Below are 19092 nucleotides of genomic sequence, written 5' to 3' on the forward strand. Positions count from 1 at the left end.
CTCCATCCCGTGTTTCTTGTTCCCGCTCAAGAATGGCCGTTTCGGCAACCGTAGAATTTCCCGGACGGCGATGCTCAGGCCGCAACCCTTCGGAGCAATGCATATGGACAGCAAGGTGCTTAGCAATGTGAATAGCAAAGCGGGCGTGGTGGCGGTGGTAGGACTCGGTTATGTGGGCTTGCAACTGGCCGTGGCGTTTGGCATGCGCCAGCGCACGATCGGCTTTGACTTGTCGGCACGCAAGGTGGAAAGCTACCGGCGCCACATCGACCCGACGGGAGAAGTCAGCCATGAACAGTTGCTGGCGGCGCAAGGGTTGAGCGTCGGCTGCGACCCGGCCGAGCTGCAACTGGCCGATTTCATCGTCGTTGCCGTGCCCACGCCCGTCGACAGCGCGCACAATCCCGATTTCTCGGCCCTGGCCGGCGCCAGCGCGGCCGTCGGCCGGCACATGCGGCGCGGCGCCATCGTCATCTACGAATCGACCGTGTATCCGGGCGCCACCGAAGAAATCTGCATCCCCATCCTGGAACAGCACTCGGGCCTGCGTTGGAAAGAAGACTTTCATGTGGGCTTTTCGCCTGAGCGCATCAACCCCGGCGACAAGGACCACACCCTGCACAGCATCCGCAAGGTGGTCTCGGGCGACGACGACGCCACACTGGACAAGGTGGCGGCCTTGTACGAAGGCGTGGTCGAGGCCGGCGTGCACCGGGCGTCGAGCATCAAGGTGGCCGAAGCGGCCAAGGTGATCGAAAACACGCAGCGCGACCTGAACATCGCGCTGATGAACGAGTTGGCCATCATCTTCGACCGCATCGGCATCGACACCCTGGAAGTGTTGCAGGCGGCCGGCACGAAATGGAATTTCCTGCCATTCCGGCCCGGGCTGGTGGGTGGGCACTGCATCGGCGTTGACCCCTATTATCTGACGCACAAGGCGGAAATGCTGGGCTACCACCCGCACGTGATCCTGGCCGGGCGCCGCATCAATGACGGCATGGCCAAGTTCGTGGCGGAAAAGACCATCAAGGAAATGGTGCGGGCAGGCTTCAAATTGAAAGGGTCGCACGTGAACGTACTGGGCCTGACCTTCAAGGAAAATTGCCCGGATCTGCGCAACTCGAAAGTGGTCGACATGATCCTCGAACTGCAATCGTACGGCGTGCAGGTGCACGTCCACGATCCCGTCGCCGATGGCCGCGAAGCGCTGGAAGAATACGGTTTGACCTTGGAAAGCTGGGAACAGCTGCCGCGCGCCGAGGCTATCATCAGTGCCGTCTCGCACCAGGCCCTGCTGGCCCGCCCGCTGGCCGACTTCCAGGCCAAAGTGCTGGAAAACGGCTGCTTCATCGATATCAAATCGCATTTCGACCCCCGTCCGCTGGAGGATGGCGGCTTGCACGTGTGGCGGCTGTGATGGCGGCCGAAGATGGCAAGGCGAGCGTGGTTACGGGGCTGGATGGCGCGCTGACGGGCTTGAGCGCGAATGACAGCGCCTATGGGCAAGCCTGCGCGCGGTTGGTGCAAACGCCGCGGCGCTGGCTGGTGACGGGCGTGGCCGGCTTCATCGGTTCACACCTGCTGGAAACCTTGCTGCAACTGGGACAGGAAGTGCGCGGCCTGGACAATTTTCTGACGGGCCACCGGCAAAACCTGGAGCTGGTGCGCGCCAGCGTGGGCGAACAGGCGTGGCGGCGCTTCACCTTTATCGAAGGTGATATCCGCGACCCGCAAGCGTGCGCACGCGCCTGCGGTGCCCCGGTACAGACCGCCAGGGCCGGCGACGGTGAGGCAGGCGGTGAGACAAATGCGGCCTATGGTGGCAGCGGCAGCAGCTTGGCCGAGCGCGGCCGTCTCGATCCGGGTGGCCCCGTCGCCGTCGATTACGTGCTGCACCAGGCGGCGCTCGGTTCCGTCTCGCGTTCGCTGGAAGACCCGCTGCTGTGCCACGCCGTCAATGTCAGCGGCTTCCTGAATATGCTGGCCGCCGCCCGCGAGGCGGGCGTGCAGCGCTTCGTGTATGCGGCCTCCAGCGCTACGTATGGCGACCATCCGGCCTTGCCGAAAGTGGAACAGCACATCGGCGCGCCCCTGTCGCCATATGCCCTGAGTAAATATGTCAATGAACTGTATGCGCAGGTGTACGCGCGCTGCTACGCCATGCAAACGATGGGGCTGCGCTATTTCAATGTCTTCGGTCCGCGCCAGGACCCGTTGGGCGCCTATGCGGCCGTCATTCCCCGCTGGATCGCCGCCATGCTGGACAACCAGGCCGTGCACATCCATGGCGACGGCGCCACCAGCCGCGACTTTTGCTTTGTGCACAATGCCGTGCAAGCCAATATCCTGGCCGCCACGGGTACCGATCCGGCGGCCGTGAACCAGGTCTACAACGTGGCCCTCAACGCCCGCACCAGCCTGACGCAGCTGCACACCACCATGCAGCAGATGCTGCTGGCCGTGCGCCCGCAACACGTGCCGCAGGCGCCGCAGTATGGCGAGTTTCGCGCCGGCGACGTGCGCCATTCGCAGGCGGACATCGCCAAGGCGGCCCGCTTGCTGGGCTATGTCCCCACGCACGACCTGGCGCAAGGCTTGCGGCAAACCATCGCCTGGTACGTGCAGCAAGCAAGCCACGCTTGATGGGTGTCCCGCTGTCCGCGGCCCGGCAACCGGCACCTGGCGCCTGGCAGCCGCCTGCCTGGTAGTTGCGCGAGGCAGGCCAGCGATAGTCGCCGGTTCGCGCCCGCCATCTAGCGTTGCGTGGGCGCCGCTGTCGGCGTTGTTGACGCTGTCGGCTCGGGCGGCTCGGGTACACCATCGGTCTTGCTGCTGAGAATCTGGGGTGTGCCGCGGAAATCGGTCGTATGCAGGGTGACGGGGCGGCGCCAGACGCGGGCGATATACGCCAGCACCTGTTCGGCCCGCTCCAGGTCGAGTCCGCGCCCATCGCGCTGGTGATCATGGCGCAGCACCAGGCTGCCGTCGTCGTTGAGCAGGGTGGCGGCGATGCACGGCGCGCCATAATTGTATCTGGGCGTCAGGATGGCTTCGCGGATGGCGCGCAAGTCGCGGCTGGCCAGGCGCGTTTCACCGTCGCTGCGGCTTTCATGCACGAACAGGCCCAGGCGGTCAGCCAGTTCGGCGTCCAGATAGTTACGAATAAAACTGCAGTCATCGTCGTCGCGGCAAATCTGGCGCGCCCGTGCCAGTCCTTCGCGATCGATGATGTGTTCCCACATGCAAAAACCCAGGTGATACGGGTTGACGGCCAGCGCCTGCTGGTGCTCGGCCGCGTAAGGACGCACCACGTCCGAATGTGACTTGATGGCGGACAGATACAGGGCCGGCGGCAGGAAGTCGGCTTCGCGCAGCAGCCGTGCATGCCAGTACGAGGCCCAGCCTTCGTTCATGATCTGGCAGGCGAACACGGGATAGAAGTAAAACGACTCTTCGCGCACAGCCAGGAAAATGTCGCGCTCCCAATCGGCCAGTTCCGGCCCATGTTGCGCGATGAACCACAGCAAGTCGTACTCGGGCTGCGGCGGCACAAGCGGGCGCTGCGCCAGGCGTGCCCGTGCCGCGTCGTGCGCCGCCAGGACGGCCGCTTCGCCCGGCAAGCGCCGGTAGCGCTGCGCAAAAGGATCGTCCATGCTGGTTCCATCGTGCGTGCCCGCCGCAGCAGATGGCCCCGATACGGCGGCATAGGCCGGGCGGTGCAGCTCGGCGTGGATGTCCACATGCTGCTCCAGCGCCAGTGCCGCATCGAGCACAGCTTCCACCTGCTCCTGCCCGTGTCGCCGCAGCGCTATCTCCAGACGCTGCGCCCGCGCCGCGCTTTGTTCCAGGATGCGCTGGCCCGCCATGGCGCCGAAACGGAGGAACAGCGCATTGCGGCTGGCAAAATCGGCGTGGCCCAACACGTGGGCTGTGACGAGGGTGTTTTCCGCCACGGAATTGCGCTCTGCCATGTAGGCATGGCAAGGGTCGCCGGGAAACATGACTTCGAACATATGCGAGTTGCCCATCTTTTGATGTACGAGCTGTTGAATGTAGCGCACGCCGAACGACCAGTGACGCATGCGCACGGGCAAGCCATAAATGGCGATCTCGGCCATGAAACTGTCCGGCACCAGCTCGAACTCGACGGCGGAAAATTCCAGGCCCAGTTCCCGCGCCAGCGCGTTGATGCGCGCCGCGTAGCCGTCCAGGCTGGCTGTGTTTGCCGTGTCTGCCGTGCCGCCGTGGGGCTGTGCGTCATGCAACGTCATGCTGTTTCTTCCGTATCGGCCGCCTCGTGCTGAAAAAAGGTGCGGATGGCCGCCCAGATATCGTCACTCCGGCTCAGGATGCTGCTGTGCAAGGGCAAGCCCCGTCGTTCCAGCTCGGCGCACAAGCTGTGCATTTCCGTTTCCAGGCTGCGCGTCACGCCGGGCAAGGTTTCCACATAGCCCATATAGTTGAGCAAGGCGGCCAGTTCACAGAGAGCCAGGCTGGCCGCTCTCCGGTCTTCGCTGAAATTCTCGCCATCGGAGGCATAGAATAAATAGGCGTTGTAGCGCTGCGGCGCATAGTGTTGCTGCAGCAGCTCCCGGCTCAGGCGAAAGGCGGTGGAGGCCATGGTGCCGCCCATGCCATTGACCTGGAAGAACTCGGCTTCGGAAAATTCCCAGGCCCGCGTCGTATGGGCGATGAAGCGTGTTTCCACGCTCGCATACCTGCGGCGCAAGCCTTGCAAGACAAAGAAAAAGAAGGATTTGGCCAGCTTGCGCTCGGCCTGCGCCATGCTGGCCGACACGTCCAGCACGAAAAACACGACGGCATTCGTGCTGGGATGGGGCTGAGGCAGTACCTGGCGGTAACGCAAGTCATCATTGGTAAAGGGCACGGGCTGCGCTTGCAGGGCGCGCCGCTTGATCGCTTCCTTGACGGTGCGCCGCCGGTCCAGGCGCGAACGGGCGCCATGCCGGTCCAGGCCGCTACGCACGAGCCGTGCCTCGTCGATGGCGCCCAGGTGGCGCGGCTTCAGGTGCGGCAGTTCGAACGCATCCCACAGCCAGTCGAGAATATCGTCGATGGGAAACTCCAGCAGCAGGCGCACCGTTCCCTCGCCATCGCCGCCATCGCCTTGCGTTCCGGCCCCACCCGTGACGGTGGGGCACGCCGCGCGCAGGAGATCGCCGGGCTTGCCATCACCCTGGCCCGCGCCCATGCTGTAGCGCGCGGGGGCCAGGCGGAAACGCGCATGCTCAAGCAGGCGCATGGGCACTTGCACCGTGCGCTGCTGCGGCCCGCCGATCAGGTCTGGCGTGGCGATCAGCTCGGGCAAGTGCGCCTGCACGGCATCGCGCACTTTCTGGTTGTGGCGCAGCCAGTCGCGCGCGCCGCGCGAGAACAACGCGTACCAGGGCTGGGCCAGGGCCGGCGCGGCGCCCGCTTGCGACGCCGCCGCGCCGGCGGAATTTACCTCGCTTGCCGTGACTGCCGCAGCTGCGGGGCCGCCCCGTACCGGAGGATCATGCTGATTGCCGCTGCCTGGCGAGGTCGTGGCGGCCATGGTTATTCCTGCGCCAGCAAGGTGGTCACGTAGTTGAGCGCTTCGCGCGCGCTATGGGCGTCATAGCCATAGTCGTCGACCAGACGCTGCTCGACGGCGGAGATCCTGGCCCGCACGTCGTCATCGGGGCGCTTGGCCGAGCTGACCAGGCGCAGCACATCGCGCCGCTGCTCGAACAGATATTGCTGGATGGCGTCGTGCAGTTGCGCATGGCTGCCCAGGCCAAACGCCTCGCCCCGCTTGAAGGCGCTCATGGCTTTGCGCACCACTTCTTGTCGAAACGATTGCTTGCCCGAATCGCTGATGTGGATTTTTTCTTCCACGGCGCGCAAGAAGCGTTCGTCGGGGCGGCGCTCTTCGCTGGTGATGGGATCGCGGATCTGGCGGTTGTCGAGCATGGCTTCGACTTCATCGAGATATTTGTTCAGCAAGTCTTGCGCTTCTTGCTCGAACGAAACGAATAAAGCCTTGTGCACGTCGGCCTTGACCCAGCGGTTATAGAAATCCTTGCGCGTGAGCACCAGGTAATCGACCCACTTGCGCTTGCGTCGCGGTTCGATGCGCGCATCGCTTTCGATGCCGTCCTTCAGGGCCAGCAGCACGTCCATGGTGGACAGGCTGTTGTGCTGGGCGGAAATGATGGCGTGCGACAGGGCATTGATGACGAAACGGGGCGACACGCCCGACAGGCCCTCGTCGGGTGCCTTGTCGCGCTCGCGCATGCGGCGGATGTCGGCAGGCTGCAAGTCGTCCACGTCTTCGTTGGCGTAGATGCGCAGTTTCTTGACCAGCTCGGCTTCCTTGTCGTCGCCTTCGGGCAAGCGGCTGAGGATGGCAAACACGGCCGCCGCATGCAGCACGTGCGGATCGAGGTGCACATTGCGGAAGGCGGGTGCGGCCGCCAGGATCAGCTTGCGGTAAATCCGCGCTTCTTCGCGGTAATTGAGTGTATACGGCACTTGCACGATGACCATGCGGTCGAGCAGCGCCTCGTTTTCGCTTTCTTGCAGGAATTTGCGAAACTCGGCCAGATTCGTGTGTGCGAGGATGGCTACATCGAGGTAAATCAGGGGAAAGCGCGATACCTTGACATTCTTTTCCTGCGTCAGTGTCAGCAGCAAGTAGAGAAATTCCCGTTTGACCTTGAGGATCTCGATCATTTCCAGCATGCCGCGGCTGGCCGCATACACGGCGCCGGACCATGACCAGGCGCGCGGGTCGCCTTCGTCGCCGTATTGCGCCACTTTCGACAGGTCGACGGAGCCCACCAGGTCGGCCAGGTCGGCCGTGCTGGGATCGTGCGGCGCATACGTGCCGATGCCGCAGCGGCCCGCCTCGGACAGGTGGATGCGCTCGACGGGCATGCGCAGGAAGTCGCCCGCATACTGTTCTTCCAGGCGGGCGCGACAATGGGGGCACAGTTCGCCATGCAGCTCGGCATCATAGCTGGCGCGAAAGTCGGCGCGCATGCTGTGCGGCACCAGATGCAGCGGCGATTCATGCACGGGACAGCCGGCGATGCCGTACAGCGCGCCTTCGCTGCTGTGGCTATATTCTTCCAACCCCCGCTTGAGCAGGATCACCATGGTCGACTTGCCGCCCGACGGCGGGCCCAGCAACAGCAACATGCGCCGGCCCACCTCGGAGCCGGCGGCGGCTGCCTTGAAGTAGGCGGCAACCCGGTCGATCGCCTCGTCGATGCCGAACAGCTCGTCGTCGAACAGGCGGCAGCGGAAACGTCCGGCGTCGTCGGTCTGGCCGTTCCAGCGCATCATGTCCCACAGGTACTGGTGGGCGCTGCGCGTCAGCAGGGCGGCGCGGCCGGGCAGGATCTGCTCGACGAAGTCGGCAAAACTGCCGCCCCAGGGACTGATGCGGTGTTTTGCCGCCCAGGCCGCCATGCCGTGCATAAAGTCGGCATGCTGGCCTGCGCCATCTGCATCTGTGGCGCGGTGGCCTGCTTGCTCGTCCGCAGGCGCGTCGTCGTGGCGTGTCATACCAGGGCTCGTCATCGTTTCCCCATCCATACCGTTGCTGGCGTTGCTGCCGTGGAGCAGGCCCAGTACCAGCCTGTCGGCCAAGTATACGGCGCTGCCTCTGCCCGCACGCCTGATCTCGCTCAACCTTGAAGCGGGAACTATTTTTATCCTTGCTGGGCCCGGATGGGCAGGGCAGTCAGGCGCCTGCGCGGGTCAATCCAGATCAATATCGGCCCGCGCGGCCCGTCCACACTGGTACTTTGCAGTGACCCACGAGGAGAACGTGATGATAGGCAACGAGAATGGTTTCAGCGCCCCGCCTGGCAGCAGCGGCAGGGGCCAAAATGCGGACGATGAAGAGGCCGTCGGCCAATTTTCCGTCCCCGGCGAAGAAGACAATACGATCGAGAGCGCATCCGTCTCGGACGTACCCGACGCCCTGAGCGGCGTCAGCATGGAATTGCTGGAAATCAAGCGCAGCATCGAAGACGGCATGCGCCAGTCCATTTCCCAGGCGGGCGGCGTGCGCGCGGCCGATGCCTTCAGCGACGGCGGCAATATCCAGGGCGTGTCCATCGGCCTGGGTGAGGGCGCCAGCGACAGCTCGTCCGGCGAGCCGGGCTTGCCGGCCTTGACCTTGTACGTGGCCGAGCCCACCTCTGTCGACCGCGCCAAGGCCGCCATCGTGGGGGCCATGGGCGTGCGCGCCGTGGCCAGCGACAGGGTGCCCGTCAATATCGTCGTCACGGGCGTGATCGATGCGCAACCGCACCGTTTCCGCTTGCGTCCGGCGCCGGGCGGCGTGTCGGTCGGGCATTTCCGCATCACGGCCGGCACCATCGGCTGCCTGGCCGTGGGGCGCAGCGCGCCGCGCAACAGCCGCTTGATGATACTTAGCAACAATCATGTGCTGGCCAATACCAACGGCGGCGTGTTCAATGACTGCATCGTGCAGCCGGGCCCCATCGATGGCGGCCGTTGCCCGCAAGACCAGGTGGCCGTGCTCGAGCGTTTCGTGCCCATCAACTTCAGCGGCGGCGTCAATTTTGTCGATTGCGCCACCGGCTGGGCCTGGCCAGACCGCGTGCGTCCCGAACTGGTCTACCTGAGCGGCGGCGTGCCGGCCTACTTCCGCATCAGCAGTGCGCTGGTGGCGCCCGCGCTGGGCATGATGGTCGGCAAATCCGGCCGCACGACGCAATTGACGCAGGGGCGCATCACGGGCCTGGGCGCTACCATCAACGTCAATTACGGCGGCGGCAGGATCGCGCTATTCCAGGACCAGATCGCCATCACGGGCGTGAGCGGGGCGTTCAGCGCGGGCGGCGATTCCGGCTCGTCCATCTGGACCTGGAACCAGCAGCGCAATCCCGTCGGCTTGCTGTTTGCCGGCGGCGGCAACATTACCTTTGCCAATCAGATGCGGCGGGTGGTGGTGGCGCTCGACATCAATTTATACACCTGAGCACGCTGCCAGGACCTGCTGAGGCGGCGTCGCGCCGCCTTGCCTAACGCTGTTTTTTGCACGATGATGATCTTGGGCAGCGGCCACGCACGGTGCGGGACGGCGAAGGGTGCTACAAGGCCGGATGGGCGGGTGTATGATGGAATGCATCAGGAGGGTGTGTCATGTCAAACAGTAAATTCGCACAATCGCCATATGCCGTCTTCGAAGACGCCGCCATGCCGTATTTGCCGGATGAGACCGCTGGACAGGGCATGGGGCAGTACGCCCCTGCCGCGCCCCAGGGCCGCCTGGAAGCGGCCAGGCGGCGCAACGAGCGGGCGCTGATGGCCATCGATGGCGTGGAAGGCGTCAGCCTGGGGCGCACGACCGTGGGCAAGGAAGCGCTCGTCGTGTACCTGCGCGACTCGTCCGTCAAGCGGCGCGTACCGCTGCAGGTCGATGGCTATCCGGTGGAGACGAGCATCACGGGCCATATCGATATCCAGCGCTGCTAGGCAAGCGAGCTGGGCGGTCGGGCCATCGCCGCAGAGTGCTGCGGAGGAAGGCCTGTTGCCAGGCCTTCCTCGTCATTTATCAGCCTGCCTTATTTGCTCAGGCGGCCGATCGCTTCGGCCACGCCCGCGCCATAAGCGGGGTCGCACAGGGTGCAGTTGCCGATGTGGCGTTGCTTGACTTGTTCCGAGGCGCCCGAGATGGCGCGCGCCGTGTTGTCGAACAAGGCTAGCTGCTGTGCCGGGGTCATCAGGTGGAACAGCGCGCGCGGCTGCGAATAGTAATCCTCATCGACGCGGTGGTTCCAGTGGTCGGCCGCGCCTTCCAGGCTCAAGGGCGGCTCGCGGAAGTCCGGCTGCTCGGCCCACTCCTGCTCGCTGTTCGGTTCATAGCCCAAGGTGCCCCCCTGATTGCCGTCGACCCGCATCTGGCCGTCGCGGTGATAGCTGTGGAACGGGCATTTCGGCGCGTTGACGGGGATATGGCTGTGGTTGACGCCGAGGCGGTAGCGCTGCGCGTCGCCATACGAGAACAGCCGGCCCTGCAGCATCTTGTCCGGCGAAAAGCTGATGCCGGGTACCACGTTGGCCGGGTTGAAGGCCGCCTGTTCCACTTCGGCGAAGTGATTGTCGGCATTGCGGTTCAGTTCCAGCACGCCCACTTCGATCAGCGGGTAGTCGCCGTGCGGCCACACTTTCGACAGGTCGAAGGGGTTGAGGTGATACGTGCCTGCCTCTTTTTCCGGCATGATTTGCACGTACAGGGTCCAGCGGGGGAAATCCTTGTTCTCGATGCTCTCATACAGGTCGCGGTGCGAACTTTCGCGGTCCTTGCCGACCAGCGCCTCGGCTTCCGCATCCGTCAGGTTTTGAATCCCTTGCTGGGTCTTGAACGTGAACTTGACCCAGAAACGCTCGTTTTGCGCATTCAGGAAGCTGAAGGTATGGCTGCCGAAGCCATGCATGTGGCGGAAGCTGCGCGGCAAGCCCCGGTCGCTCATCACCACCGTTACCTGGTGCAGAGCTTCAGGCAGCGAGGTCCAGAAATCCCAGTTGCTGTTGGCGCTGCGCAAGCCCGTGCGCGGGTCGCGCTTGATCGCGTGATTCAAATCGGGAAATTTCAATGGGTCGCGCATGAAAAACACGGGCGTATTGTTGCCGACCAAGTCCCAGTTGCCTTCTTCCGTGTAGAACTTCAGGGCGAAGCCGCGGATATCGCGTTCCGCGTCCGCCGCGCCTCGTTCGCCGGCCACCGTGGAAAAGCGCGCGAACATCGGCGTTTTCTTGCCCACTTCGCCAAAGATTTTCGCGCGCGTATAGCGCGTGATGTCGTGCGTGACGGTAAACGTGCCGTGCGCGCCGGAACCCTTGGCGTGCATGCGGCGCTCGGGAATGACTTCGCGGTCGAAGTGGGCCAGCTTTTCCAGGAACCAGACATCTTGCAGCAGGGCGGGGCCGCGAGGGCCGGCCGTCTGGATGTTTTGATTGTCGACTACAGGCGCGCCAAAGGCGGTGGTCAGCTTTTTCATTGGACTCTTTCTTTCATGGCTAGGCAGAGCAATGGACGCACCGGCGCTACTCAAACACTGGCTGGGTTGAATGAACATTCACCGGGGCTGGTCCAGAGTAAAATTTCTAAAATGCAAATCAGTGTAAATCTTTTTGTGCGAGACGGCTTGCCACGCCGCCCATGCAAGCACGGGCGGCATCCTTGTATCATAAGCGCCGAATGGCTGACACTCCCGCACGCTTGCAAGTTGCAAGTATATAAAGGCTGGCCTAGCTCACGCCACTGGCCTTTTGTCCAGGTTGTAAAACCCAGTTTTTAAAAGCGGTTCCAATTGTTATGCCGGTGTTCCGTGGCTTCCTTCATCAGGTGACCGGCGCGCAGCGCGTCGTTCGCCTGCACCGTCATGGCCAGTTCCTGGATGGCGGGCGGGTATTCGTGGTGGGCCGCTTCTTCCAGCAATTCACGGCCCTTGGCCAGGTCGCGCGGCACGCCGCGGCCTTCGCGGTAGGCGTTGTATAGCAGGAACATGGCGTGTGGATTGCCCAGTTCGCTCGACTTGGCCAGCCAGTGCGCCGCTTCATGCTGATCTTTCGGCACGCCTTCGCCATTCGCCGCCAGCAAGCCCAGCATCAAGGCCGCCTTCGCATGGCCTTGCTGCGCCGCTTGCCGGTACCACAGCCAGGCTTGACCGGGCGTAGCTGCGCGCAGCATCTGCCCCAGTTCGAAGGCCGCTTCCGTGTCGCCGGCGCGGGCCGCCTGTTCGAACAGGGCCAGAGCCTCGGCGCGGCGCTCGGGCCGGGGCTGGTAAATCAGCGCCAGTTCGCGCTCGGCGACGGGCATGTCCTTGCTGGCCCAGCTGCGCACACGGCGCTCGGCCTGCTGGTCGCCCGCCTGGCGCGCATGCATGGCGACGGCTTCGATTTCCGCCGCCGTGGGCGGTGGCGAAGACTGGCAGGCGGCCAGGACAGCGGCCAGCACGACGGCGGGGAGAGAAAGTGCGTGTTTCATCTGGATCACCTTTCATCAAAACAGGCCGGAACCACCGCAGTCCCGGCCCATGGACCTTATTTGCTCAGGTCGATGCGGTACTTGGCGAAACCGCTGGCGTCGAGTCCGCCTTCGGCTGCCACGTTGGCGATGCCGCTGCCTTGCGCCAATGCCAGATGGCCCGGCGCCGAACGCAGGATCACGGGACCGGCCGTGGCCGTCTTGACGAAGCTCCAGCTGCGCGCGCTGCCATTCGCTGCCAGGGTCACCTTGCCGCCCTTGGTGCTCAGCGCCGCCAGGTAGTTGCTGACCACGGCCTGGTTCGCATCGGGTGACTTGATGATGGTCTTGCTGCCATCGATGCCGGGCACGGCGCCGCCGCCACCGGCGCGGTAATCGTTGGTGGCGACGATGAAATCATCGCCATCGGCCACGGGTGCGCCCTTGTACGTGAGGTTGACGATGCGGTTGCCCGGCTTTTTCGTCACGTCGATCTGGTACGTCAGCGCATTGTTTTCCGCATAGAACACGTCATAGTTATAGATCGTGCCATACGATGGCACCAGGTCTTGCTCGGCGCTACTGGTCGGGTCGATCTGGCCAAATTGCTTGGCCGACGTTTCCAGCCACGCTTTCAAGTCCGCGCCCTTGATCTTCACGGCTTGCAGGTTGTTATTGCTATACAAATACAAGTCGCCTGGATTGCGTACTTGCAAGCCGATTGGCGCGGCCGGCGTCGCGCCCGCAGCCACGTCCGTGAAGTCGGACGGCCCGTTGCGGCCCGCCTTGAATGGCGCGCTGCAGGAAATGACGGGGATGTTCTTGTAGCTGGACAAGGTTGCATCCGTGCTGGTGGCGATGAAGTTCTTCACGTAATCGAGCTGCGCCTGGTTCACCAGCTGGATGGCGCTCACGTCGCCCACCAGTGCGAAGTAGGCGGACATCTCGAAATCCGTGCTGATGCCCAGCGGCTGCTTGGCGTAGGCGATAGTGGCAGCGTGTTCGGTGGCCACCAGCGGCGCGATGGCCGGATCGGCTTTCACGAGGGTCTTGCCATCCGTATACTTGAAGCCGCGCGATTCCACCGTCGTCTTGGCCGGCTGCACTACCCACTTTCCACCCTGATACACCATCGTCAGCTTGATGATGCCCAGACGGCGGCCCCAGCTTTGCGCCATGACGGTCGGCACGCCGTTCACGAAGCCCTTTTCGGCGTCGATCTTGGCGCTGGCCGGGAAGGCCGCAAACGAGGCGTCCAGCGCGGCCGCGCCTTCTTCCTTGCCTTTCGGGAAGATCAAGTGCGAGTGGCCGATCATCAGCGCGTCGATGCCCGTGCTGGTCAGGTGATAGCTGCCGTTTTCCATCTTCGGGCTGTAGGCGCTTGTGTCCAGGCCGCCATGCGACAGGGCCACGACGAGGTCGGCGCCCTTGTTGCGCAATTCCGGCACGTACTGTTTCGCCGCTTCCTGTACGCCCGTCACGCTGACTTTGCCAGCGAGCACTTTCTGGTCCCATTCGAGGATTTGCGGCGGCACAAAGCTCAGCACGCCGACATTGATCTTCACGCTCAGCTTGCTGCCATCGGGCGCCGTGGCGGCGAAATCGCGGGGCAGCAGGGTGTAGGGCTGGAAAATCGGCTTGCCGCTGGACACGCCGACGACATTGCTCAGCACGGAAGGGAAGGCGGGCGCGCCGCACGTGCCCGTCGGCTTGGCCACGCCGGGAATGCCGAAATCCGTATTGGTGATCTGGCTCAGGTAGGGCAAGCCATAGTTGAATTCGTGGTTGCCCATGCCGCCCGCATCGTACTTCAGCGCGTTCATGGCTTTGTGCACGGCCAGGGTGCCGGAGCAGGGCACGGGCGCGGCTACGGCTTGCAAATCGGCCAGCAAGGTGCCCTGGATGACGTCGCCATCGTCGAGCAAGACGCTGTTCGGATTTTCCGCGCGCGCCGCCTGGATCAGGGTCGACGTGCGTTCCAGGCCCAGACTCGTGTCTTCGGCCAGCGCGTAATAGTTATAGCTGAGGACGTTCGAGTGGATATCGGTAGTTTCCAGCAAGGCAACGGTGACCGTCGCGCCTTCGGGAATGGCCGGCGCCGCCGGGGTATTCGAACTGCCGTTGCAACCGACGAGACCCGCACTTGCCAGCGCCGCCAGCATGACCCAATTTGTTTTCATTACCGCCCTCGGAAAGATTCAAAGGACGCGACTGTAACGCCGCCATATGACGCGGCGATGACAGCCGTGCAAGGCGCATGGATGCACGCTGCCGCGCGATGGCGCGACTGTCTGTCAATGCGCCGGCAGTTTTTTCAGCACTTCATTGCTAAAGTAAGGCTCGTCTTCTACCCAGAAAATATAGTCCAGGCCCAGGTAATTGCGGGCAAAATCGAGCAAATCTTCGACTGAATTTTTTTGCCTGGTACGGGGATTGATTTGGCGTAGGTTACCGTCCTGTACGGCCATGCCCTTGACCAGATTCGCAGGGTAGTCCTTGATAAAGGCGTAACTCTGGCCCATATGGCTCTTTCGATACGGCATCAGGTCAGGACCGCCCACGCCCATATGCAGCGTTTGCGCTTGCGCAAACAGGCTGCGCATATAGCCCTTGTCGTTCCACGGCAGCCATTCACCGGGCAGAAAGTTTAAATACACCATGGTGGTGGTGTGGGGAAAAGCAGCGGCCAGTACCTGCATGTTTTCCTTGATGGCATCCACATATTTTTGCGGCTTGAAATCATCGGGGAAAGTAGTATTTCCTTTGCTATCCTCAACGCCAATGTCGATCGAACTTTCGCTGAAATTAATGCCCTCGATTTTCCCGTCAAATTCCTTGCCCAGCGCCTGGATCAAGCGTTGATAACGCTCGCGTACCGGCGCTTCCCACATTTTTGGCGACCAGCCATATTCATCATCCGTCACCGGCTTGTGCGGGTCGCGTTCCGGCGCGGAAAGCATGCTTTGCTTGATGATGCCACCCTGGTAGCGAGGATCACTGAGCAAATAGGCCGGCACATTATGGCGTGGCGTGAAGGATTTTTCCTGCAGTTGTATCCACAACTTTTTTCCGATTGAATCGAGATAGGTGATGTCTTGGCGGATCGCCGAAAAATCATAACGGTCCTGTTCCGGCTCCAGGTTACGCCATGTGTACACGATTTGCGCGCCGCTGAAGCGGGGATCGCTTAAGGCCTTATCCGAGGTGATGTTTTCCCCGTTCAGTTCGCGGTGATTGAAGTAAAGATAGTGCTTGATCGGCTTTCTTATGTCTGCCGCAATGGCACTGCCCATCATCAAAACAAGTAAGGCAAGAAGCGTTGTGGAGCTGCGTAAGAACATCGTTTCCTTGGTGATTGTGAAAATTTAAACGTCGAGCCACCATGCGCTTGTGTCGATAGCATGAGCGGTAAAGTTCCACTGTAGCACGTCGGGCATGTCATGGCCTGGCATGGCAGCGAGGTGGCGCACGGCTCTCTTTTCAAGTTGGCAGGCAAAGATTGCTACGCAAATGCAAGTTAGTTGCATTATAATTCTAAAACGCAATTCATTTGTATTAGCGAGAGAATCGCCAACCCAGTAATTCAGCCAGCCGAAGGAATTCCCATGCCCCAGCACAAACTCCCCGTCACCGTCCTGTCCGGCTTTCTCGGCGCAGGCAAGACGACCTTGCTCAACCACATACTGCGCAACCGCGAAGGCAAGCGCGTTGCCGTCATCGTCAACGACATGAGCGAAGTCAATATCGATGCCTCGCTCGTCAAGGACAGCGCCGAGGCGGCGGGCGCGGCCCTGTCGCGCACGGAAGAGAAACTGGTGGAAATGTCGAACGGCTGCATCTGCTGCACCCTGCGCGACGATTTATTGCTGGAAGTGCGGCGCCTGGCCTTTGAGGACCGCTTCGACTACCTGCTGATCGAATCGACGGGCGTGGGCGAGCCGATGCCCGTGGCGGCCACCTTCAACTTCGAAGACGAGCACGGCGACAGCCTGAACGACGTGGCGCGCATCGACTGCATGGTTACCGTCGTCGACTGCGCCAACTTGCTGAACGATTTTCATAGCGAAGACAGCCTGGAACAGCGCGGTGAAATCGCCGGCGAGGGCGACGACCGCCAACTGGCCAACTTGCTGACGGAACAGATCGAGTTTGCCAATGTCATCGTCCTCAACAAGGTCGACATGGTCGATGCGCACGCGCGCCTGCGGGTGCTGGCCATTTTAAAAGCCCTGAATCCCGGCGCGCGCATTATCGAAACCAACCAGTCTGTCGTGCCGCTCGACGCGATCCTGGGCACGAACTTGTTCGACTTGGAGCAGGCGGCCAGCATACCGGGCTGGGCCCAGGAATTGGCCGGTGTGCACACGCCGGAAACGGAAACCTATGGCATCAGCAGCTTTGTCTACCGGGCGAAGGAACCATTCCACGCGCAGCGCCTGCATGACTATATTGCGCAGCCGATACCGGGCGTGGTGCGCAGCAAGGGCTATTTCTGGCTGGCCAGCCGGCCCGAATGGGTGGCCAGCCTGTCCGGCGCGGGCAAGCTGATGAATATCGAACCCGTGGGTCTGTGGTGGGTGTCCGTGCCCAGGGAGCGCTGGCCCACGGATGCGGCCTCGCTGGCGGAAGTAAAAGCGGGATGGAGCGAAACGTATGGCGATCGCTACCAGGAGCTTGTCTTCATCGGGCAGGACATGGACCAGGCCGCCATCGAGGCGGGCTTGAAGAAATGTCAACTCAACTACACGGAAACGCGCCAGGGCATGGCCGCCTGGCGCAAGCTGCCCGACCCGTTCCCCCAATGGCAGCGCATGGAAGAACTTGAAGATTAACCATCGATAGGAAAGAAAGATGACAGAACTGATCCCCGTCACCATCATCACGGGTTTTCTCGGTAGCGGGAAAACCACCTTGCTCAAGCGCATATTGCAGGGCGATCACGGCGTGCGCATCGCCGTGATCGAAAATGAATTCGCCGCCGAAAGCATCGACCATGGCTTGCTGGTGCAAGATAGCGACGAGCAGATCGTGGAAATGAACAATGGTTGCATCTGCTGCAGCGTGCGCGGCGACCTGATCCGCATCCTGGGCGAGCTGCACACCAGGCGCGCAGCAGGCAGCATCGCGTTCGATCACGTGATCATCGAGACGACGGGCCTGGCCGCGCCGGGTCCCGTGGCGCAAACCTTTTTTGCGGAGCCGTCAATCAGCGAGTGCTACATGCTGGACGCGATATTGACGGTGGTGGACGCGCGCCATGCGCAGCAGCAATTGACGGCACACAGGGAAGCGCAGGAGCAGGTGGGCTTTGCCGACCGCATCCTGTTGTCGAAGACGGATCTGGTCAGCAAGGACGAGCTGGCCGCGCTGCGCCAGCGTTTGATCGCCATCAACGGCCGCGCCAGCATACAGAAAGTGCGCTTTGGCAATGTGCCGCTGCGCGACATTTTGAACATACGCGGCTTCAACCTGAACGCCATCGTCGAGCTGGAGCCGGATTTCCTGGGGGAACTGGGCCACCGCCATGGCGACGGCGTGCAATCGTTCGTCTACCACCAGTCCCAGCCCCTCGATTTGCTGCAGGTGGAAAACTTTCTCGATGCCGTGGTGCAGCTGTTTGGCACCCAGCTGATGCGTTACAAGGGCATTTTGTACATTGCTGATACGCCATGCCGCGCTGTCTTCCAGGGCGTGCACATGCTGATGGGCTCGGAGCTGGGCGCGCCGTGGCGCGACGGTGAAACGCGCGCCAGCAAGATCATCTTTATCGGCCGCGACTTGCCGCAGCAGATGCTGACGCAGGGCCTGGACCGCTGCGTGGCCAGTCCAGTCCCGGTGGCCGCATGAGCGTGGAAGCGGGCTTGCCCGCCATGGCGCTGACCGTGGATGGGGGCGCTGTTTGCGCTGGGCCATGGCGTCACCGTGCTGGCCATCGTGGCCGTGGCGGCGCTGGCATCACGGCAATTTACGCCATCGCCAAAGCTGTTCGGCTGGCTGGCATGGCTGCCCATCGCCTTGCTGTTGTTGATCTCCGCCTTGAATGCGCGCAGCTTGCTAGTCTTGCGCCGCGTGCGTGCCTGAGACGGGGGCGTGGGTATAATGGAAAAAAACTGCCGAATTCCACCATGCCCGCACCTGATATCGTCATCCGCCTGCTGACGCCAGCAGACACCGCCGCCTTTTGCGCGCTGCGCCTGCGCGCCATCCTTGACTCGCCCAGTTCGTTTTCCTCGTCGCGCGAGGATGAACTGGCGCGCACGCCGGAAGAACACGCGCAGCGCATCGCCGGCGGCGCCATGCAACGCGGTTTTGGCGCCTTCGATGGCGCGCGCCTGGTCGGCTTTGCCGGTTTGCGGCGCGAACCCTTGCGGCAACTGTGGCACAAGGCCTTGCTATGGGGCGTGTTCGTCGATGTAACGCAGCGGGGCAAGGGCGTGGCGCGGCGTCTCGTGAAGGCCTGCATCGAACAGGCCGAACACGATCCCGCTGTCATGCAGGTGCACTTGAGCGTGAATGCGGAAAACAATGCCGCACGGCAACTGTATGAATCGCTGGGATTTATCGCCTATGGCACGGAGCCGCGCTCGATGCGCGTGGGCGACTTGTTTTATGACGAGCATCACCTGGCTTTATTGATCAGGTAATGCTGCTGGCACCGCTTACTTGCAGCGGGGGCACACACCCTTGATCAGGTAATCGACTTCGCCGCCGCTGAAGCCTTCCGGCAAGAGCACGGGCGGCGGCAGCTTGACTTCATTGAAGCAGGTGACGTTCGCGCATTTGGTGCACTGGAAGTGCGCGTGCTCGTGCGCCTGGTGGCCGGCGCCGGCGCTGAAGCGCCACACCTGGTCTGCACCCGCGATGCGGTGCACCAGTTCATTTTCCGTCAGCCATTCCAGCACCCGGTACAAGGTGACGGAATCGATATCGCTGTCCTGCGACAGCGCTTGCTGGATTTCGTGGTGGGTCAGCGAACGACTTTGCGTCATTAAAAAGTCGAGCACCTTCACGCGTGTCTTGGTGACGCGGGCGTTGGTGTTGCGGATCAGCGATTCGGCTTGCGGTGTAGAAGATGATGTCAACATGATAGGCCTGCT

At 62.5% G+C, this 19092-nt stretch carries 16 protein-coding genes; 8 read left to right on the top strand and 8 right to left on the bottom strand.

What is annotated here, in order from left to right; genetic code table 11:
- Positions 1-103: 103 nt before the first annotated feature.
- Together ACQ4WY_RS00645 and ACQ4WY_RS00650 are read left to right on the top strand one after the other, a co-directional pair.
- The gene (locus tag ACQ4WY_RS00645; RefSeq protein ID WP_436502369.1) at positions 104-1420 is read left to right on the top strand and encodes a nucleotide sugar dehydrogenase; all 1317 of its coding nucleotides are present in this window, start codon (positions 104-106) and stop codon (positions 1418-1420) included.
- Positions 1420-2646 carry an SDR family oxidoreductase gene (locus ACQ4WY_RS00650; RefSeq protein ID WP_436502370.1) on the top strand — a complete coding sequence of 409 codons (1227 nt, stop codon included), beginning with the start codon at positions 1420-1422 and terminating at the stop codon, positions 2644-2646. The genes ACQ4WY_RS00645 and ACQ4WY_RS00650 overlap by 1 nt, the downstream gene beginning before the upstream one ends.
- A gap of 110 nt (positions 2647-2756) precedes the next feature.
- On the opposite strand, the gene ACQ4WY_RS00655 is transcribed toward ACQ4WY_RS00650, so the two are convergent.
- The 3 genes from ACQ4WY_RS00655 to ACQ4WY_RS00665 are packed head-to-tail and all read right to left on the bottom strand — an operon-like array spanning position 2757 to position 7557.
- On the bottom strand, positions 2757-4274 hold the full coding sequence (locus ACQ4WY_RS00655) for a SpoVR family protein (RefSeq protein WP_436502371.1): 1518 nt from the start codon (positions 4272-4274) through the stop codon (positions 2757-2759).
- Positions 4271-5560 (bottom strand): DUF444 family protein, encoded by a 1290-nt coding sequence (locus tag ACQ4WY_RS00660; RefSeq protein WP_436502372.1) that lies wholly within the window; start codon positions 5558-5560, stop codon positions 4271-4273. Before ACQ4WY_RS00660 ends, ACQ4WY_RS00655 begins: the two co-directional genes overlap by 4 nt.
- A 2-nt stretch (positions 5561-5562) precedes the next feature.
- The gene (locus ACQ4WY_RS00665; protein ID WP_436502373.1) at positions 5563-7557 is read right to left on the bottom strand and encodes a serine protein kinase; all 1995 of its coding nucleotides are present in this window, start codon (positions 7555-7557) and stop codon (positions 5563-5565) included.
- 268 nt (positions 7558-7825) lie between these two features.
- Between ACQ4WY_RS00665 and ACQ4WY_RS00670 the strand changes: the two genes are divergently transcribed.
- Entirely contained in the window at positions 7826-9004 is a 1179-nt protein-coding gene (locus ACQ4WY_RS00670) for a chymotrypsin family serine protease (RefSeq protein ID WP_436502374.1), read from the top strand.
- Between the two features lie 164 nt (positions 9005-9168).
- Positions 9169-9501, top strand: a complete 333-nt coding sequence (locus tag ACQ4WY_RS00675) for a hypothetical protein (RefSeq protein WP_436502375.1) — start codon at positions 9169-9171, stop codon at positions 9499-9501.
- 89 nt (positions 9502-9590) lie between these two features.
- On the opposite strand, the gene ACQ4WY_RS00680 is transcribed toward ACQ4WY_RS00675, so the two are convergent.
- From ACQ4WY_RS00680 to ACQ4WY_RS00695, 4 genes are all read right to left on the bottom strand, one after another.
- Positions 9591-11027: a catalase gene (locus tag ACQ4WY_RS00680; RefSeq protein WP_436502376.1), complete on the bottom strand. Its 1437-nt coding sequence runs from the start codon at positions 11025-11027 to the stop codon at positions 9591-9593.
- Positions 11028-11323: 296 nt separating this feature from the next.
- A complete protein-coding gene (locus ACQ4WY_RS00685; protein WP_436502377.1) occupies positions 11324-12016 on the bottom strand; it encodes a tetratricopeptide repeat protein in 693 nt (230 codons plus the stop codon).
- 56 nt (positions 12017-12072) lie between these two features.
- Positions 12073-14175, bottom strand: coding sequence for a bifunctional 2',3'-cyclic-nucleotide 2'-phosphodiesterase/3'-nucleotidase (locus tag ACQ4WY_RS00690; protein WP_436502378.1), 2103 nt, complete (start codon positions 14173-14175; stop codon positions 12073-12075).
- 114 nt (positions 14176-14289) lie between these two features.
- Complete coding sequence (locus ACQ4WY_RS00695) at positions 14290-15336, bottom strand: hypothetical protein (RefSeq protein WP_436502379.1); 1047 nt, start codon at positions 15334-15336, stop codon at positions 14290-14292.
- Between the two features lie 264 nt (positions 15337-15600).
- Between ACQ4WY_RS00695 and ACQ4WY_RS00700 the strand changes: the two genes are divergently transcribed.
- From ACQ4WY_RS00700 to ACQ4WY_RS00715, 4 genes are read left to right on the top strand one after another with little or no spacing between them, the layout of a single operon-like run.
- On the top strand, positions 15601-16827 hold the full coding sequence (locus ACQ4WY_RS00700) for a GTP-binding protein (protein WP_436502380.1): 1227 nt from the start codon (positions 15601-15603) through the stop codon (positions 16825-16827).
- Positions 16828-16846: 19 nt separating this feature from the next.
- Complete coding sequence (locus tag ACQ4WY_RS00705; RefSeq protein WP_436502381.1) at positions 16847-17842, top strand: CobW family GTP-binding protein; 996 nt, start codon at positions 16847-16849, stop codon at positions 17840-17842.
- Between the two features lie 39 nt (positions 17843-17881).
- On the top strand, positions 17882-18076 hold the full coding sequence (locus ACQ4WY_RS00710; RefSeq protein WP_436502382.1) for a hypothetical protein: 195 nt from the start codon (positions 17882-17884) through the stop codon (positions 18074-18076).
- 44 nt (positions 18077-18120) lie between these two features.
- Complete coding sequence (locus ACQ4WY_RS00715; RefSeq protein ID WP_436502383.1) at positions 18121-18639, top strand: GNAT family N-acetyltransferase; 519 nt, start codon at positions 18121-18123, stop codon at positions 18637-18639.
- A gap of 15 nt (positions 18640-18654) precedes the next feature.
- Here ACQ4WY_RS00715 and ACQ4WY_RS00720 read toward each other — a convergent pair whose 3' ends face one another.
- Positions 18655-19080 (bottom strand): Fur family transcriptional regulator, encoded by a 426-nt coding sequence (locus ACQ4WY_RS00720; protein ID WP_436502384.1) that lies wholly within the window; start codon positions 19078-19080, stop codon positions 18655-18657.
- Between the last annotated feature and the right edge of the window lie 12 nt (positions 19081-19092).

This window comes from Janthinobacterium salmonicoloratum (assembly GCF_051380845.1).
Taxonomy (GTDB): domain Bacteria; phylum Pseudomonadota; class Gammaproteobacteria; order Burkholderiales; family Burkholderiaceae_D; genus Janthinobacterium; species Janthinobacterium lividum_F.

What these genes read in the sequence shown, in the direction of transcription:
- ACQ4WY_RS00645 (WP_436502369.1), top strand. Translation starts at nt 104, where the DNA reads ATGGACAGCAAGGTGCTTAGCAATGTGAATAGCAAAGCGGGCGTGGTG.
- ACQ4WY_RS00650 (WP_436502370.1), top strand. Translation starts at nt 1,420, where the DNA reads ATGGCGGCCGAAGATGGCAAGGCGAGCGTGGTTACGGGGCTGGATGGC.
- ACQ4WY_RS00655 (WP_436502371.1), bottom strand. Translation starts at nt 4,274, where the DNA reads ATGACGTTGCATGACGCACAGCCCCACGGCGGCACGGCAGACACGGCA.
- ACQ4WY_RS00660 (WP_436502372.1), bottom strand. Translation starts at nt 5,560, where the DNA reads ATGGCCGCCACGACCTCGCCAGGCAGCGGCAATCAGCATGATCCTCCG.
- ACQ4WY_RS00665 (WP_436502373.1), bottom strand. Translation starts at nt 7,557, where the DNA reads ATGACACGCCACGACGACGCGCCTGCGGACGAGCAAGCAGGCCACCGC.
- ACQ4WY_RS00670 (WP_436502374.1), top strand. Translation starts at nt 7,826, where the DNA reads ATGATAGGCAACGAGAATGGTTTCAGCGCCCCGCCTGGCAGCAGCGGC.
- ACQ4WY_RS00675 (WP_436502375.1), top strand. Translation starts at nt 9,169, where the DNA reads ATGTCAAACAGTAAATTCGCACAATCGCCATATGCCGTCTTCGAAGAC.
- ACQ4WY_RS00680 (WP_436502376.1), bottom strand. Translation starts at nt 11,027, where the DNA reads ATGAAAAAGCTGACCACCGCCTTTGGCGCGCCTGTAGTCGACAATCAA.
- ACQ4WY_RS00685 (WP_436502377.1), bottom strand. Translation starts at nt 12,016, where the DNA reads ATGAAACACGCACTTTCTCTCCCCGCCGTCGTGCTGGCCGCTGTCCTG.
- ACQ4WY_RS00690 (WP_436502378.1), bottom strand. Translation starts at nt 14,175, where the DNA reads ATGAAAACAAATTGGGTCATGCTGGCGGCGCTGGCAAGTGCGGGTCTC.
- ACQ4WY_RS00695 (WP_436502379.1), bottom strand. Translation starts at nt 15,336, where the DNA reads ATGTTCTTACGCAGCTCCACAACGCTTCTTGCCTTACTTGTTTTGATG.
- ACQ4WY_RS00700 (WP_436502380.1), top strand. Translation starts at nt 15,601, where the DNA reads ATGCCCCAGCACAAACTCCCCGTCACCGTCCTGTCCGGCTTTCTCGGC.
- ACQ4WY_RS00705 (WP_436502381.1), top strand. Translation starts at nt 16,847, where the DNA reads ATGACAGAACTGATCCCCGTCACCATCATCACGGGTTTTCTCGGTAGC.
- ACQ4WY_RS00710 (WP_436502382.1), top strand. Translation starts at nt 17,882, where the DNA reads ATGGGGGCGCTGTTTGCGCTGGGCCATGGCGTCACCGTGCTGGCCATC.
- ACQ4WY_RS00715 (WP_436502383.1), top strand. Translation starts at nt 18,121, where the DNA reads ATGCCCGCACCTGATATCGTCATCCGCCTGCTGACGCCAGCAGACACC.
- ACQ4WY_RS00720 (WP_436502384.1), bottom strand. Translation starts at nt 19,080, where the DNA reads ATGTTGACATCATCTTCTACACCGCAAGCCGAATCGCTGATCCGCAAC.